The organism is Cuneatibacter caecimuris (assembly GCF_004216775.1).
Classification (GTDB): Bacteria; Bacillota; Clostridia; order Lachnospirales; family Lachnospiraceae; genus Cuneatibacter; species Cuneatibacter caecimuris.
Map to the genome: position 1 here is coordinate 1 of NZ_SGXF01000011.1, position 15,350 is coordinate 15,350.

A 15,350-nucleotide genomic window follows, 5' to 3' on the forward strand; every position below is an offset into this window, starting at 1 on the left:
TCTGTTCTGAATGTCTCAATTCAGCCGCGTGATTGTCTCACGCTGACTTCTTTAAGAATTTTCAGGGTTGTCTTATTGTTCAGTTATCAAGGTTCGCGGTCAACTGCTCTGAGCAGAAGACCTACGGAGAAGGAGGGATTTGAACCCTCGTGCCGCTACTAACGACCTACTCCCTTTCCAGGGGAGCCCCTTCAGCCACTTGGGTACTTCTCCAAATGTTAGCTGACCATTGCTTTCAATATAAAAATGTTTTATATCGAGCGGAGAAGGTGGGATTCGAACCCACGGCCCCTTACGGAGTCACCGGTTTTCAAGACCGGCTCCTTAAACCACTCGGACACCTCTCCATAACAGTGCCTAAACATTCTATAACATTTACTCAATCTTGTCAAGCAGTTTTTTTAATTTTTTTGAGTTTTTTTCAAACTCGCTGTCGTTCCTGTGAGCGACTTCATAATATTAACAAATCCGGACAAATCTGTCAATACCTTTTTTTTCATTTTTTTAACTTTTTTTTCGGCAGGTTTCTACGGTTCCTGACAGGTAACATTCCGCGACCGGCAGATCCTCCGGCGTAGTCACTTTGATGTTGCGGTAATCGCCTTCAAGCAGCTTCACCGAACACCCGGTAAAGGTTTCCACTACCATAGCGTCATCTGTGATCCCTGGCCTAAGCGGCTGTTCCTGTTTCATCTTATTATATGCTTCCCGGATCAGCTTTCCTTCAAACCCCTGAGGCGTCTGAATCATCCACAAACTGCTCCTGTCCGGCGTACAGGCCGCAAAGCCTTTTTTATCCGCTACTTTTATGGTATCTTTCACCGGCATTCCCACCACGCAGGCCCGGTATTTCTCCGCCCCAGCAATTGCCCTTTCAATCACTTCTTCTGTGACACAGGGCCTGGCTCCGTCGTGAATTAAAATAATTTCACACTCTCCCAATGCGCAAAGTCCGCAGTAAACTGAGTCATAGCGTTCAGCTCCTCCCGCCACCACACGGCTCACCTTCCGGAATCCATATCTTTCTATGATTTCCTCTTTACAATAGGAAACTTCATCCGTTCCTGTGACCAGCACGATTTCGTCTGCTGTGGATTCAAAAGCCCTCAGAGCATAATAAATCAAGGGCTTTCCCCCAACCGTCAGATATTGCTTGGGGATCTCCGCCCCCATTCTGCTGCCTTTCCCCGCCGCCAGCACTACCGCACCGATTTTCCGCCCCATCACCGCTCTCCTAATTTCAAATTCGGAACCGCGTTCAGATCCCATCCGCTCCTGGCTCCTCTGCGGAATTCATAATATGCGGCTGAACCAATCATTGCCGCATTATCCGTACAATAGACTGGTTCCGGATAATATAGCTTCAGCCCGGCCTTCCCGCAGGCCTCTTCCATACCTCTGCGGATCGCGCTGTTGGCTGAAACCCCGCCGGCAAGGGCCAGTTTCCCATATCCCTGCTCTTCTGCAGCTGCCACGGCCCTGCTCACCAGCATGTCTACCACCGCATTCTGGAATGAAGCGGCAAGATCAGCCGAATTCACTGTTTCTCCGGACATTTTAGCATGATTTAAATAATTTAAGACAGCTGATTTCAAACCGCTGAAGCTGAAATCATAAGGGCAGCCTTCGATCCTGGCTCTTGGGAACCGGATGGCATGAGGATCGCCGGATTTCGCCAGCGCGTCCACTTTCGGTCCCCCGGGATAGCCCAGCCCTATGGCCCTGGCTACTTTATCAAACGCCTCTCCTGCAGCGTCGTCCCTGGTTCTTCCCAAAATATCAAACTCTCCATAATCTTTCACTACCACCAGGTGGGTATGCCCACCGGAAACCACCAGACATACAAAAGGAGGTTCCAGCTCGGGATGCGTGATAAAATTAGCGCATATATGTCCTTCAATATGATGAACACCCACCAGCGGCTTGTCCGCGGCCCAGGCCAGAGACTTGGCCTGAGCGACTCCCACAAGAAGGGCTCCCACAAGACCGGGACCATAAGTAACTCCCACAGCGTCCATATCTTCCAGCCCCATCCCTGCTTCCAGAAGCGCGCAGGAAATGACCTGATTAATTTTCTCAATATGCTTTCTGGAAGCCAGCTCCGGCACTACCCCGCCATACTGCGTATGCAGCGCGATCTGGGAAGAAATCACATTGGACAGGACCTTTCTGCCGTTTTTCACCACCGATGCGGCAGTCTCGTCGCAGGAGCTTTCAATCGCCAATATATAAATATCTTTTTCCATGCTCTTCATTCATCCTCTTCAAATTCCAGCTCCAGGCTCATTCCGTCTTTTCCCGCTACAGCAGAAGGGAAAATTTTGCGGACTTCTCCCATGAATTCCTCCGGCCTGTTGAGGGAAGGGCTGAAATGAGTCAGCCACATTCTCTCCGGCTTTGCCTGCCTGGCCAGTTTGGCCGCTTCATACATGGTCATATGCTTATATTCTCTGGCTTTCCCTTCTTTTCCGGGCTCTCCGTACATCCCCTCGCAGATAAACAGGTCAGCCCCCTCCGCCTGCTCTGCAATTACCGGCACAGGCCTGGTATCAGTACAATATGTCACCTTCAGGCCTTTCCTGTCCGCCCCCAGCACCATATCCGGCGTCAGCACTCTGCCGTCTTCTTCAATGACTTCTCCCTTCTGCAGACGGTTCCAGAATTTCATTGGAATTTCCTGTTCTCTCGCCCGGTCCACAGAAAATCTCCCCACCCGGGGTACAGAAACCGTATAGCCATAGCAGATTACATTGTGGTTCACGCGAAAAGCCGTGATTTCATATCCGCAGAGCGAAATCTGCTGGATCTGTTCTGTCAGCTCCACAAATCGGATAGGAAAAGGCAGTTCAGGGGCGATCATCCTGAGCGCCCCCACAATCCGTTCTACCCCCTTCGGCCCGATAATGGTCAGAGGTTCTGTCCGCTCGGCATTCCCCATGGTCAGCAAAAGTCCCGGCAGCCCGCTGATATGATCCGCGTGGAAATGGGTAATACACAGCACATCCACAGGCTTAAAACTCCAGCCCTTTTCTTTCACTGCAATCTGAGTCCCTTCCCCGCAGTCGATCATCAGGCTGCTGCCATTGAGCCGGAGCATCAGGGAAGTCAGCCACCTGTAAGGCAGCGGCATCATGCCGCCAGTTCCGAGCAAACAAACATCTAACATCACAAACCTCCAAATTTACATCAGCTCGGCCAATTCCTCCACTTGAACCGGAATTTGAAACTGCCTGAGCATTTTTTCATAGCAGGACTGGCACAGGCAGAAACGGTGCAGTTCTCCGTCACGTCCTGAAAAATAGCCCCATTCCTTCGTCACATAAAGCGCATCTTCCCTGGGCATGCCATTGCGGTGAGCCAGGGGTTTCCCGCATCCATTGCATCTTACTACCATCTTGTCCTCCTGTTTTGTGTCTGTCAGATGCTGCAATTAAATTTTACATGAAGACATTATGTAAATGCAATGGTAATTCTTCTCAACTATTATAAATGGATTTTCAATGTCATTAAAACCCCGTCTTCTTTCGGACATGAATAAAAATTCTTCCGGAGCCCGGCTTCCCGAAACCCGCGGCTCCGATAGAGTCCTATGGCTCTGTGATTGCCCGCCCGTACCTCCAGGTGAATAAGCAGAACGCCGCGTTCTTTCAGTTTCTCCACCAGCGCATCCAGAAGTTTTGCTCCTGCGCCCTCCCCCCTGCGCGCCTGAAAAACAGCGATATTTGTGATATCTGCTTCTCCCAGCACTGCCTGGGCGCCGCAATAGCCGATCACCTTTTCTTGTTCAACCGCTGTCAAAAACACATATTCCGGCCTGACCAGGCTTTCCTTCAGTGCCTGGGCTGACCAGGGCCGGGAAAAAGCTTCTTTTTCCAGACACGCAACCTGAGGCACGTCCTCCAGACGCATTTTTCGAATTACCAATTCAGCCATCCCGCTCTGCCGCTTCCTTTTCCGCACGGACCCGCTCTGCCTGTGAGGGGCGCAGGTACTCCGGCGCAAATTCCTCCGCATTAACCGCGCGCCCTTCTTCCATCAGCAAAACGGCTCTGGCCGCCAGCGCGCCGGCCCGCTGTCTGGCCGCATGGGCGGGGGCGAACAAAACAGGAACCCGCAGAGTCTCCTTCAGATATTCCTGATGCAGCGGCGCCGCATCCCCCAGAAATAAAACCGGCATATCAATGGCCAAAAGCTTTTCAGCCAGTTCTTCAATCCCCAGAGCACAGGGTTCGATCACTGTTACCAGCTCCCCCGCTTCAAAATGATACAGGCCTGTATAGACCTGCTTTCTTCTGGCGTCCATCATGGGACAGACACAGGAAGCTGCATCAAAGCACTGAAACGCCATGCCTTCCAGCGTGGATACCGGAATCAGCGGGATATTCAGCGCCTGGCAGATTCCTTTTGCGGTGGCCGCTCCGATTCTCAGTCCCGTAAAAGAACCAGGGCCCGAGGATACTGCCACTGCAGCCAGATCCCGGCGGTCAGCCTGTACCATTTTCATCATCCCGTCGATCATGGGCAGAAGCGTCTGGGAATGTGTTTTCTGAAAATCCACCGTAAATTCCGCTTCGATAATGCCTTCGGACCACAGCGCCACCGACGCGGTGGAAGCAGCGCTTTCTATAGCCAAAATTTTCATGTCCGCATCTCCTCTTTTCCGCCAATGCGCACACGGCGGTAGTCAAACCCCTTTTCAGGAGCCTTCTCTATTAAAATATGGACCGCATCCTCCGGGATCAGCTCCGGAACCAGCTGCGCCCATTCCACCAGGCACACCCCGTCCCCGAAAAAGTATTCCTCGTAACCGATCTCTTCTAACTCCTCCGGGTCCGCAATGCGGTAAACGTCAAAATGGTTTAATTTCAGCCTGCCCCCATCGTACTCCTGCACAATGGTGAAAGTGGGGCTGCATACCGGTTCACTGATCCCAAGCCCCCTGGCAAATCCCTGGGTAAAAACTGTTTTTCCCACGCCCAGATCTCCGTCCAGGCAGTAAATCCCGCCGGATTCCGCCTGCTCCCCCAGCCGTCTGCCCAGAGCAAATGTCTCATCCGGCGAATAAGTTTCATATTCTTTCATGATTACTTCCTGCCTTTTCCGGTGCCGCGGACTCTCCTGTTCTTAACTTTCTCCTGAACTCTCGCCAGCACCGCGTCCCTGTCCTCTCCCAGCTGAGAGAGCGGCAGCAGATTAGCCCGGACCTTACCATTATAAATCAGCAGCATGTCCTTGGTCACAATTGCTTTTGTGATCTCGTCCCAGGGCAGCTCGCCGTGGCTGTCACCCTGCCGCACCTCGATGTCCCAATCCCTGAAGGTATAGGTGATGGGGCGGCTGAACGCTTCATTATTCTTCACCTGCTGGGCCGCCTTCAGATAAAGGCCGATGGGCTGGTAAATAATACACATAAAAAAAACCAGAGCCATCACCACAGTGTACAGAGCAGTCATGTTAAACATTGCGTAAAACATCATTCCCAGCGACATCATGCCGATTATAATATAGATGATTCCGGTCATAGAGGTATACTGGTGATACATCATAAAGCGGAACATATCCTTTGCGGTGATCTCCACAGATACTTTAATTTCCCTGGCCATTTCATTTTCCGTCCTTCCCAATGATTTCTGCTCTATCGTACCATATCCGTTCCGGAATTTCAAGAAGGACTGCATAAACTGCAGGATAGCCCGGTGTTTTTTATCAGCGGGACAGTCTTAACACAACGCTGATTTTTTTATAAATCAGCAGGGTCAGCACAGATACCGCCGTCCCTTTCAGCAGGTTCACCGGCGCCACGGCCAGCATTACAAAAGTAGTCAGGCTGTGAATGCCGGGATTGACAGCCGCTCCCATTTCAATAATCTGATCCAGAGGCCACTGGAACATGACCGCAAATGTAGGAAGCAGATAAACTGCATTGAACATGCTCCCGAAAACAGTCATCACCGCTGTACCTACCGTCAAAGAAACCACCGCTGTCTTTCTGGTCCGGCGGAACTGGTAGATCAGGGATGCCGGGATTACCATGGAACACCCAATCACCAGATTCGCCAAATCACCTACGAAAGCCGTGCTGGTCCCCTTGATCAGCAGCTTTAGAAGCACCTTCACCACCTCTACCGCCACGCCGGCCACCGGGCCCATGGCAAAAGCGGCGATCAGGGCCGGCAGCTCGCTGAAATCCAGCTGATAAAAACTTGGCGCCAAAAAAGGAATCGGAAATTCAAACACCATAAGAATTCCTGCGATCGCGCCCATCATCGCGCATATCACCATCCTCTTCACCGGGGAAACCTGCTTATGTCCCTGTCCGCTCCGTTTTTTCACCCACCATTCCCCCAGCACCGCCAGGCCGAACAGTACCGCAATCACCAATGCCGATACCAGTAAAAATTCTACGTTGTTCCCAATGTCTTCCCATAGTTTCTTCATTTTTTATCCTCCTGTTTCCAGGATCTGTTCCGGAGTCTGTCTCGGCCGCAGTGTATTCTTCCGCGGAGCCGTTTTATTCTATAAGAAACATTCTTATAAAATAAAATTCCCCGTGTCAGTTTGACACGGGGCCCATGGCAGATGCACAACGCTGCCTCTGCACACAGCGCAGAAGCCGACATCTTCTCTCATCCAGACTGCGCAGGCCATGCCTGCTCACTGTCGGTTCCGGAATCAGCATTTCAGCCTCACCGGATCAGCCGCGCAAAAGCGCGGGTCGCGGACTATACCGCCGGTGGGGAATTCCACCCCGCCCCGAAGATCCTTTTATTTTTTCATTTTTACTATAGCACAATTTTCCAGACTGTCAAGCTTATAATTTCATGGTAAGGCTGATTCTCTTGCGGGCGGCATCCACCGACAATACCTTCACGTCCACCACGTCTCCCACGCTCACCGCTTCCAGGGGATGCTTGATAAAACGTTCTGTCATCTGAGAAATATGAACCAGGCCGTCCTGATGCACTCCGATATCCACAAAAGCGCCGAAGTCAATGACATTGCGCACCGTCCCCTTTAAAATCATCCCTGGTTTCAAGTCCTCCATTTCCAGCACGTCGCTGCGGAGGATCGGCCTGGGCATCTCATCCCGGGGATCCCTGGCGGGTTTTTCCAGCTCCGCAATAATATCCTGCAGGGTTAATTCGCCCACCCCCAGATCTTCCGACAGTTTTTTCAAATTGTTCAGCCGCTTTTTCAGCCCTTTTACACCTCCGGCTGTCAATTCTTCAAGCCCGCATCCTGCCCACTCCAGCAGCCCGGCCGCCGCCTGGTAGCTCTCCGGATGCACGGCAGTCGTATCCAGAGGATTGTCCCCGCCGGAGATACGCAGGAACCCGGCGCACTGTTCAAAGGCTTTCGGGCCCAGTTTGGATACTTTCAGCAGCTGTTTCCTGTTGGTAAAACGACCGTTTTCCTCGCGGTATGACACAATATTTTTCGCAAGAACCTTTGAAATTCCGGAAATATATTCCAGCAGAGCAGCAGACGCTGTATTTAAATCCACTCCCACCCGGTTCACGCAGTCTTCCACCACATTTCCCAGGGCTTCTCCCAGTTTTTTCTGGTTCATATCATGCTGATACTGCCCCACGCCAATGGAGCGGGGATCAATTTTCACCAGCTCCGCCAGAGGGTCCTGAATCCTGCGGGCAATGGATACCGCGCTTCTCTGTCCCACGTCAAATTGAGGAAATTCTTCTGTGGCCAGCTTGCTGGCGGAATAGACAGAGGCCCCGGCCTCGCTGACGATTACGTATTGCACCGGGAGCTTCTCCTCATGGAGGAACTCGGCAATGATCTGTTCCGATTCCCTGGAAGCTGTTCCGTTTCCCACGGAAATCAGTGTAACATGATACTTTTGAATCAACTTTTTCAGGGTCGCTTTTGCCTCACGGACCTTATTCTGAGGCGCTGTGGGATAGATCACTACCGTATCCAGCACTTTTCCTGTGGAATCCACCACAGCCAGTTTGCAGCCAGTTCTGAACGCAGGGTCCCAGCCCAGTACCGCCTGCCCCGCCACCGGCGGCTGCATCAGCAGCTGTTCCAGATTCTTGCCGAATACCCTGATCGCTCCGTCCTCTGCCATCTCTGTCAGCTCATTGCGGATTTCCCTCTCCACAGCAGGCGCAATCAGCCTTTTATAGCTGTCCTGCAGCATCTCCGTCAAAATCGGCTCTGTATGGGGATTTTTGCCGGTAATGACCTTCTTTTTTAAATACTGCAGAATCCGTTCTTCCGGCGCTTCCACCCGGACCGTGAGCACTTTCTCCGCTTCTCCCCGGTTCAGGGCCAGAACCCGGTGCCCCGCCGCCTTTTTTACCGGCTCTTCGTAATGATAATACTGTTCATAGACGGTCTGGGCGGCATCGTCTTTTGCTTCCGAGCAGAGGCGGCCCTCTTCTCTGGTGGCCTTTCGGATATAGGCGCGGTATTCCGCATCGTCGGCGGTCTGTTCCGCCAGGATATCCATAGCGCCTGCCAGCGCGTCTTCCGCTGACGCCACTCCTTTCTCCGGGTCCACATATTTCCAGGCCTCCTCCAGCGGAGATACTGTCAGCCGCTGCAGCCGCAGCACATTTGCCAGGGGTTCCAGCCCCTTTTCCTTTGCGGCGGACGCTCTGGTCCTTCTCTTTGGCCGGTAAGGCCTGTACAAATCATCCACCGCCACAAGGGTCCTGGCCTTTTCGATCTGCTCCTTCAGTTCCGGCGTGAGTGAACCCATTTCCTCAATAGTAGCCAGAACCTGGGCCTTTTTTTCTTCCAGACCGCGAAGATAGCGCAGCCGCTCCTCCAGGCTGCGGAGCACTTCATCGTTCAGCCCTCCGTGAGCTTCTTTTCTGTAACGAGCGATAAAAGGAATGGTATTTCCTTCATCAATTAATTTTACAACTGCCTCCGCCTGTTCCCGGCGAATTTGCAGCTCTTCCGATAATTCCTGTATAATATTCATTTTTACCCCTTCTTTCAGATATTTTTTCAGTATAACAAATTTTTCCTTCTGATACAACTGCTCCTGTCATCTTTTCTGCTGAAGAAGAGGCTTATCAAGCAGAAAAACCGGTTTCCTGTATCAGTTATAAAACTCATCGATACAGGCTACCGGTTTTTCTCAATTTCTCAGCGCTATTTCTTTCAATTATTTTCTATCTGTCTTTCTTTTTCTTCCGGCGATCTGCATTCCTGCAGCCGAGCCAGCCAATGCGATCAACGCGATCACCATCACTGCTGCCGGCCGCTTATTGTTTGTGGCGTCCCCAGTGGGCGGTGTGATCTGGCTTTCCTCAGTACTGGCCGCAGACTCCCCAGGGTCTGTTTCGTCTGAGCTGCTCTCTGTCTCTGCAGGATCTGTCTCTTCCGTACTGCTCTCTGTCTCTGCAGGGTCTGTCTCTTCTGTACTGCTCTCTGTCTCTGCAGGGTCTGTCTCTTCTGTACTGCTCTCTGTCTCTGCAGGGTCTGTCTCTTCCGCGCTGCTCTCTGTTTCTGCAGGGTCTGTCTCTTCCGCGCTGCTCTCTGTTTCCGGAGGGTTTGTCTCCTCCGCGCTGCTCTCAGCTTCTGTAGGCCTGCTTTCAATAATCAGGACGCCGATTGCGCTGCCTTCATAATTATCATCCGCAACCGAAGCTTCCACCCTGTATTCGCCCGGATCCGCGGGAAGTTCAGGAGCCCCGTTATAAAGGATTGCTACCTTCAGCCCCTCTGGTTCTGTCACAGCTGTAACAGGAGTTACGCTTCCTTCTGTCTGTATCAAATTCCCCAGCGTAATGACAGCTTTTCCTTTCTCTACCGTCACCGTCACTGATGCCGTCATGTTATTTTCATTGCTGATCTCTGATCCTTCCGGCAGCACCAGATTACCCTTGAGTTCAATTTCTCCCGCTTTCCGGCCGTCAAATCCGCTCAGATCCCAGCTGACCTCCACGCGGACCTTCGCGTCTCCCGCCGTCACTACCACGCTGTCCTGAAGCGCTTTCCTCAGCTCATCCGCCGTCGTCTCCAGCGGAACTGTAACAGGCATAAGTTCCGTGACTGCTGTAATCACTTTGTTTGCCGCCTGAAGTTTCTCCTGTGCATCCTGAAGCTCTTTCGCTGCCGTATTGACTTCCTCCTGCCCGGCAATTCCGGCGTTCAGGAGTCCTTTTGCTTTTTCAAGGGTATCCGCAAACGCAGACCAGGTTTCTGCAGTATATTCCGCTTCTTCCAAAACAGAGTATTCTGCCACCAGTTTCGCCAGGTCTTTTGTGACGGCAACTTTAGTTTGATCCGGATATTCGTCAAAAGCGTCTACCCGGAAGATGGGATTGCTGTAGCTGCCATGCTTATTGCCCACTAATTTTAATTCATGGGCGCTGCTGCCTCCCCAGTCTATTTCAGGATAATCCTGGCTGTCAAATACAACCACGCCTCTGGGGTTCTCGCTGGAAGAGCTGGTATAACAATCCAGAGCAGTGATCAGCCTGCCGTCAATATATACATCCACTTTGGCGCCCTGCACTGCTTTTTCTGTGATAAACCTGACGCGGTTCCCCTCAAATCCAAATTTCACCCAGGATTGGTCTGTCTTTGAGAGCACCTGCGCCCCTGCTGAAACGTTATCGTACTTCTGCAGAGACCACTCTCCGTTTTTGCTGGCAGAACCGCTGGCTGCTTTTGGTCCGCTTTCAGGGTACCCGCCCACAACCTTCCGGCCGTTCAGTTCTTGATCGCCCCAATACTGGGGATCATTATAAACAGTGGAAGAAGAGAAATTCTCTACCGGATACACCCCGCTTTCCGCCTCTGTGCGGACCGCCTCACCCCAAATATACAGAGCGTCCATTGCATCCAGCAGTGCCTCAGCCCTGCGGTTCATTTCTTCCGAGTCGTTCCGGTCCACGTTTTTCGCAGCTTCCAGAGACGTCTGAAGCACGTCCCAGCTCGCTTCCGAATAATGCTCTTTCTGCAATTTTTCAGCCCGGGCAATGGCGTTGTCCAGCAAAATCTCTTCTGCTGTTTCCTGTCCCGCACGGCTCTGGAAAATCGCTGTAACCGTCATGTCCTTCTTCATATCAGAAATCGTGTACTCGCTGACCGGCCCTACAGATTTTCCGTCCACCAGCACATCCAGTATCTCGCTGTTTTCCCCGGGAGTCACCGTGAATTTCTGGCTGCCTTTTCCCAACACAGTCACTTCCCCGGAAGGGTCGATAGCGCCTTCTCCTTCTGCGGATGCCAGAATGGTGTATACACTTTCTATTGTTTTGATTACTTCTTTTAAAGCCGCGCCCGCTTCTCTCAGCTTATCTTCCGAAGCGCCGGGATCAGCAAACACATCAGCTGCCTTCTCAACTGCTTCCTGATACTCTTTCCACAGCTCGTCTTCCCGGCCGCCCTGTTCTACTGATTTCGCCTTCTTGATCAAATCGTACAGCGTAATTCTGTAATCAGAGTACCCTGCAATCTCATTTCCGGTTTTCAGCAAAGCCTCTGCTTTTGCCAGCATGGCCTCCGCATCAGAAGAACCCTGCTCCAATTCCTCAATTAAATCAGCTCTGTCATATTCAATCTTCTGGCGCCACCGGTTTTCTGCATCTTCATTCACTACAGCAGCTGCATTTTCCAGGAAACGCAGAATCACAGCCGTCTGATAAGCGCCGCCCTCCCGCATCTGCAGCGCTTCCGCCGCATTCAACAGGCGGTCTATACTTTTCTGCACATCAGACGCCACGTAATTCTTCTGCTCGGTCATTCTCTTCAGGGCCAGAAAAGCTTCGTCAAATTCTTTTCCTGTTTCTGTAGTATACTCACAGGAAACAATCCCCTGCGCCTGAACCTCAGATACAACTGCTTCCGCAGCCCTGAGGTCCTGTGCCTCTCCCGTGACAATCTGGTAAGTGTGCCCCGCCGTTGTGGCAAACGAAACAGCGCCATTGGAATCCTGGGAAATCTCTGTGATCCGGGCGCCGGATGTAAGGTCCGTCACCTCGCCGATCACTCCGCATTTCAGGGAAAGTGTGTTTCCGCTTCTGGACGTAATCTGAAGATTTGAAACTTTCTTATTATTCCAATCAATATCCACGACAAAATTGCCTTCCGCTACCAGCCCTTTTACAGAACCGGAAGATAATTCGTCCGGAAGGGCCGGAAGGATGGAAACATATCCTGCATGGCTCTGCATCAGCAGCTCCGCGATCCCTGCCGTTCCGCCATAATTGCCGTCGATCTGGAACGGCGGATGCAGGTCGAATAAATTCGTGGCTGTGCCGTTCTTCATCAGGTTTTTAAACAGATTATTATATGCGTGGTTGCCATCCTGAAGCCTTGCCCACATATTGAATTTCTGGCCCATAGACCAGCCGGTGGCCCCGTCTCCGCGAAGCTTCAGCGTTGTTTTTGCGGCTTCCATCAGTTCCGGCGTCTCAGTGGTTATCAGATTTCCCGGATGCAGCGCGATCAGCTGGGAATTATGGCGGTGCGCGTCATCCCCGATCTTCTGCCCCGGTTTATCCGCATACCGGTTATATTTTCCTTCCTGCTGCCATTCCTTGATCTGGCCGTCATCTCCAAGCACCATGGGATACAGCCTTTCCATGGCGTCCTTCAGCTGACTGGTAAAATCATCCTGAATTCCCAGTTCATCCGCTGCATCCAGTGTTTCTTCAAATAGAATGTAGATCAGCTGCTGATCAAAAGTGGCTCCCACGGTCCAGGGCCCATGTTCAGAAGAAAAAGAAGGAACCATAAACAGTTTGTCCGAATCAGCATCCGTTCGTCCGTTCTGCAGCGTCTGCAGGAAGAAATTGCTCGCGCCTTTCATCATCGGGTAAATCTGATTCTGCAGCGTGGATTTATCCTGGGTGTACTGATAGTAGTCATAGACATTCTGTAAAATAAATGCATTTGCAGTAGTGGCCAAAGAAGCGCTGGAATTAATATTTCCGGTAAAGCCCAGCGCGTTTGCGCTGCAGTTGACCATCCATGCGTTCTCCGTTCCAAATAACTTTCTGGCTGTCTCGGCTCCCGGTTCCTGAAGCGAATCCACATAATTCACCAGGGACATCCCTGTTTCCGCCAGATTTGTAGTGAATGCAGGCCAGTAATTCATCTGCAGGTTGATATTGGTGTGGTAGTCTGACTGCCAGTCTGCAAATGTACGGTCATTCCATATTCCCTGAAGGTTGCTGGGCAGAGAATCCTCCCTGGAAGCTGCGATCAGCAGGTAGCGTCCATACTGGAAATACAGTTCCTCCAGATAGTGGTTCTGCGCTCCTGATGACGAAGCAGATTTCCAGGCGGCCAGGAGCTGGTCTGTCTCTTCATTTTCCTGATAGGAGCCTCCCAAATCCAACTCCACTCTGGAGAAAAGTTTCTGATAGTCTTCAAGATGCTCTTTCTTTAAAACATCATATCCTTTTGCGGAAGCGTTTTCTAACCGCTCCGCCGCATTTGTCATGGCATAGTCCGGAGCTTCCTGCCTGTAATTGGGATATTCATTTTTGTAATTGGTAGCCAGCGTTACATAGATCAGCACGCTGTCCGCCCCCTGTACAGTCAGCTGACCCTTTGAATTGGGGTGAGCGCTGACCGCCGGATTCTGCGCGGTGACTGTTCCTCCTTCATTGACTACTTTAAATTTTCCGGCAAAGTTCATGCCATTATTTACCACTGTTCCCTGCATGGTAACAGTCTGAGAAGACTCGTCTGCTACGACAGTTCCTTCCCTTGTCACTTTTTTAGAATGAGATCCGCTGCTTTTGGTCCCCAGATCCGCGATTTCCGGCCGCAGCACCAGGTCAATGCTCCCTGCTTTGTCTGCGGTCACTTTATAGACCAGCACATTATCCGGGTAATTGATGAATGTTTCTCTCGTAAAATGAACGCCGTCAGAATCATAGGAGACTGTTGACAAGGCCGTCCTTAAATCCAGTTCTCTTCTGTAATTGCCGGCATTCTGATGATCAAAATCCAGATACATCTCCGCAAAGTTCAGATAATCACCCAATGCGGAACGGTTATTGGGAAGGATCTTCAGCGCTCCGCTCTGGGCGGGATTATTCGCCGCAGACGATCCGCTGTAATAGTCTGAGAACAGCTTATCTATGTAGGCGTCCATCGCCCCGCTTCCGGCAGCGTCCACATTTCCGAAGGCGTCGCTTAGCGGATCGCGTTTTTCATATTCTCCGCCCGCTTCGTCATCTGCCCCTCCGGTGCCGCCGGACCAGAGCGTTTTTTCATTCAGCTGAACCCGCTCCGTATCGGTCCTGCCAAAGACCATGGCGCCCATATGCCCGTTCCCCAGAGGCAGCGCCCAACGCTCCCAGTTATTTCTTTCATCTGTCCCTTTATTGGCCGGAGACAGGTATTGCAGCTTCAGCGGTTTTTCCGCGCCTCCGCCCGCTCTGCCCACCGTTCCATTTCCTCCTGCCTTTACAGGCGTACCGGGTATTGACGTGACCGCTATTGATAAAGCGGCCAAAAAGTACAATACTCTTTTTTTCATCCCCTTCATATGCTTGCCCTCACTTTTAATTTTTGAGAATACACCGACGCTGCGCAGACTGACAGTCCTGCTCCACGGCCTATTCCCGGTAATACAAGTTCATTATATCTCTTTCTTCTTTTCTGATAAGTGGAATCATTTATTCCCCCAAAACCAAACCTTGTCATTTTTTTCACTGCATGATATACTGAGACATATTCGCAGTATCAGAAAGGAGTAAGTACATAATGGATAACCATAATTTTTATGAGCAGCAGGACCCGGAACAGGGCAGAAACGACGGCCCCGGCGGTCAGCAGGGCCCTTACGGACAGAATCCTTATGATCAGCCGGGGTACGGACAGGACCCTTACGGACAGCAAAATCCCTACGGACAAGGACCTTATGGCCAGAACCCTTACGGACAAAATCCCTACGGGCAGGGACCTCAGCAGCCAACCGGCCCCAACGGCATGGCCATCGCCTCTTTTGTTTTGGGGCTTCTTTCGCTCTGCACCTGCTGGTGCATTTATTCAGCCATCCCCATGGGCGCGGCCGGTCTTGTGCTGGCAATCCTTTCCCGCAGGAATCAGAAAATGCACGGCCTTGCCATCGCAGGACTGATTCTCTCCATCCTCAGCATGGTGCTGGCGGTAGGATATATCATTTTTGCCTTTCAGGTCTTTCAGACGGCAGAATTTCAGGAAATCTTCCGGGAAATCTATGGAACAGAGTTTTATCGCTAAGCGAAAAAGAACTCTTTGGAAAGTTTTGATGCTGAGGATCACAGTATTACACAATCGAGTAGGGGGAATTTAATCCCCCTCTCACACCACCGTACATGCCGTTCGGCATACGGCGGTTCAACATAACTTCAAAGTATGGCGTTCCA

The 15,350-nt window shown here is 51.5% G+C and carries 12 protein-coding genes, 2 tRNA genes and 1 riboswitch; of the genes, 1 reads left to right on the forward strand and 13 read right to left on the reverse strand.

Annotation, left to right across the window (positions count from 1 at the left end; genetic code table 11):
* Positions 1 to 124: 124 nt before the first annotated feature.
* The 13 genes from EV209_RS16065 to EV209_RS16125 form a co-directional block, all read right to left on the reverse strand.
* Positions 125 to 213: transfer RNA gene (locus EV209_RS16065), tRNA-Ser, on the reverse strand.
* 48 nt (positions 214 to 261) lie between these two features.
* A tRNA-Ser gene (locus EV209_RS16070) sits at positions 262 to 347 on the reverse strand.
* A 157-nt stretch (positions 348 to 504) separates the two neighbouring features.
* Complete coding sequence (gene ispD, locus EV209_RS16075; RefSeq protein WP_130436474.1) at positions 505 to 1,224, reverse strand: 2-C-methyl-D-erythritol 4-phosphate cytidylyltransferase; 720 nt, start codon at positions 1,222 to 1,224, stop codon at positions 505 to 507.
* Positions 1,224 to 2,246, reverse strand: coding sequence for a tRNA (adenosine(37)-N6)-threonylcarbamoyltransferase complex transferase subunit TsaD (tsaD, locus tag EV209_RS16080; RefSeq protein ID WP_408609019.1), 1,023 nt, complete (start codon positions 2,244 to 2,246; stop codon positions 1,224 to 1,226). Before tsaD ends, ispD begins: the two co-directional genes overlap by 1 nt.
* Positions 2,247 to 2,251: 5 nt before the next feature.
* Positions 2,252 to 3,166 (reverse strand): ribonuclease Z, encoded by a 915-nt coding sequence (locus EV209_RS16085; protein ID WP_130436464.1) that lies wholly within the window; start codon positions 3,164 to 3,166, stop codon positions 2,252 to 2,254.
* Between the two features lie 15 nt (positions 3,167 to 3,181).
* Positions 3,182 to 3,394 carry a hypothetical protein gene (locus EV209_RS16090; protein ID WP_130436465.1) on the reverse strand — a complete coding sequence of 71 codons (213 nt, stop codon included), beginning with the start codon at positions 3,392 to 3,394 and terminating at the stop codon, positions 3,182 to 3,184.
* 89 nt (positions 3,395 to 3,483) lie between these two features.
* The gene (rimI, locus tag EV209_RS16095; protein WP_165388961.1) at positions 3,484 to 3,933 is read right to left on the reverse strand and encodes a ribosomal protein S18-alanine N-acetyltransferase; all 450 of its coding nucleotides are present in this window, start codon (positions 3,931 to 3,933) and stop codon (positions 3,484 to 3,486) included.
* A complete protein-coding gene (tsaB, locus tag EV209_RS16100; protein WP_130436467.1) occupies positions 3,926 to 4,642 on the reverse strand; it encodes a tRNA (adenosine(37)-N6)-threonylcarbamoyltransferase complex dimerization subunit type 1 TsaB in 717 nt (238 codons plus the stop codon). The genes rimI and tsaB overlap by 8 nt, the downstream gene beginning before the upstream one ends.
* Complete coding sequence (gene tsaE, locus EV209_RS16105; RefSeq protein WP_130436468.1) at positions 4,639 to 5,082, reverse strand: tRNA (adenosine(37)-N6)-threonylcarbamoyltransferase complex ATPase subunit type 1 TsaE; 444 nt, start codon at positions 5,080 to 5,082, stop codon at positions 4,639 to 4,641. The genes tsaB and tsaE overlap by 4 nt, the downstream gene beginning before the upstream one ends.
* A 2-nt stretch (positions 5,083 to 5,084) precedes the next feature.
* Positions 5,085 to 5,666 carry a YcxB family protein gene (locus EV209_RS16110; protein ID WP_165388962.1) on the reverse strand — a complete coding sequence of 194 codons (582 nt, stop codon included), beginning with the start codon at positions 5,664 to 5,666 and terminating at the stop codon, positions 5,085 to 5,087.
* Positions 5,667 to 5,706: 40 nt separating this feature from the next.
* On the reverse strand, positions 5,707 to 6,438 hold the full coding sequence (locus EV209_RS16115; RefSeq protein ID WP_130436470.1) for an ECF transporter S component: 732 nt from the start codon (positions 6,436 to 6,438) through the stop codon (positions 5,707 to 5,709).
* Positions 6,439 to 6,614: 176 nt separating this feature from the next.
* A riboswitch (FMN riboswitch) is annotated at positions 6,615 to 6,765 on the reverse strand.
* A 46-nt stretch (positions 6,766 to 6,811) separates the two neighbouring features.
* Positions 6,812 to 8,953 (reverse strand): Tex family protein, encoded by a 2,142-nt coding sequence (locus EV209_RS16120; RefSeq protein WP_130436471.1) that lies wholly within the window; start codon positions 8,951 to 8,953, stop codon positions 6,812 to 6,814.
* A 186-nt stretch (positions 8,954 to 9,139) separates the two neighbouring features.
* Positions 9,140 to 14,488: a glycosyl hydrolase family 95 catalytic domain-containing protein gene (locus EV209_RS16125; RefSeq protein ID WP_130436472.1), complete on the reverse strand. Its 5,349-nt coding sequence runs from the start codon at positions 14,486 to 14,488 to the stop codon at positions 9,140 to 9,142.
* Between the two features lie 218 nt (positions 14,489 to 14,706).
* Between EV209_RS16125 and EV209_RS16130 the strand changes: the two genes are divergently transcribed.
* Positions 14,707 to 15,204 carry a DUF4190 domain-containing protein gene (locus EV209_RS16130; protein WP_130436473.1) on the forward strand — a complete coding sequence of 166 codons (498 nt, stop codon included), beginning with the start codon at positions 14,707 to 14,709 and terminating at the stop codon, positions 15,202 to 15,204.
* Positions 15,205 to 15,350: the final 146 nt, after the last annotated feature.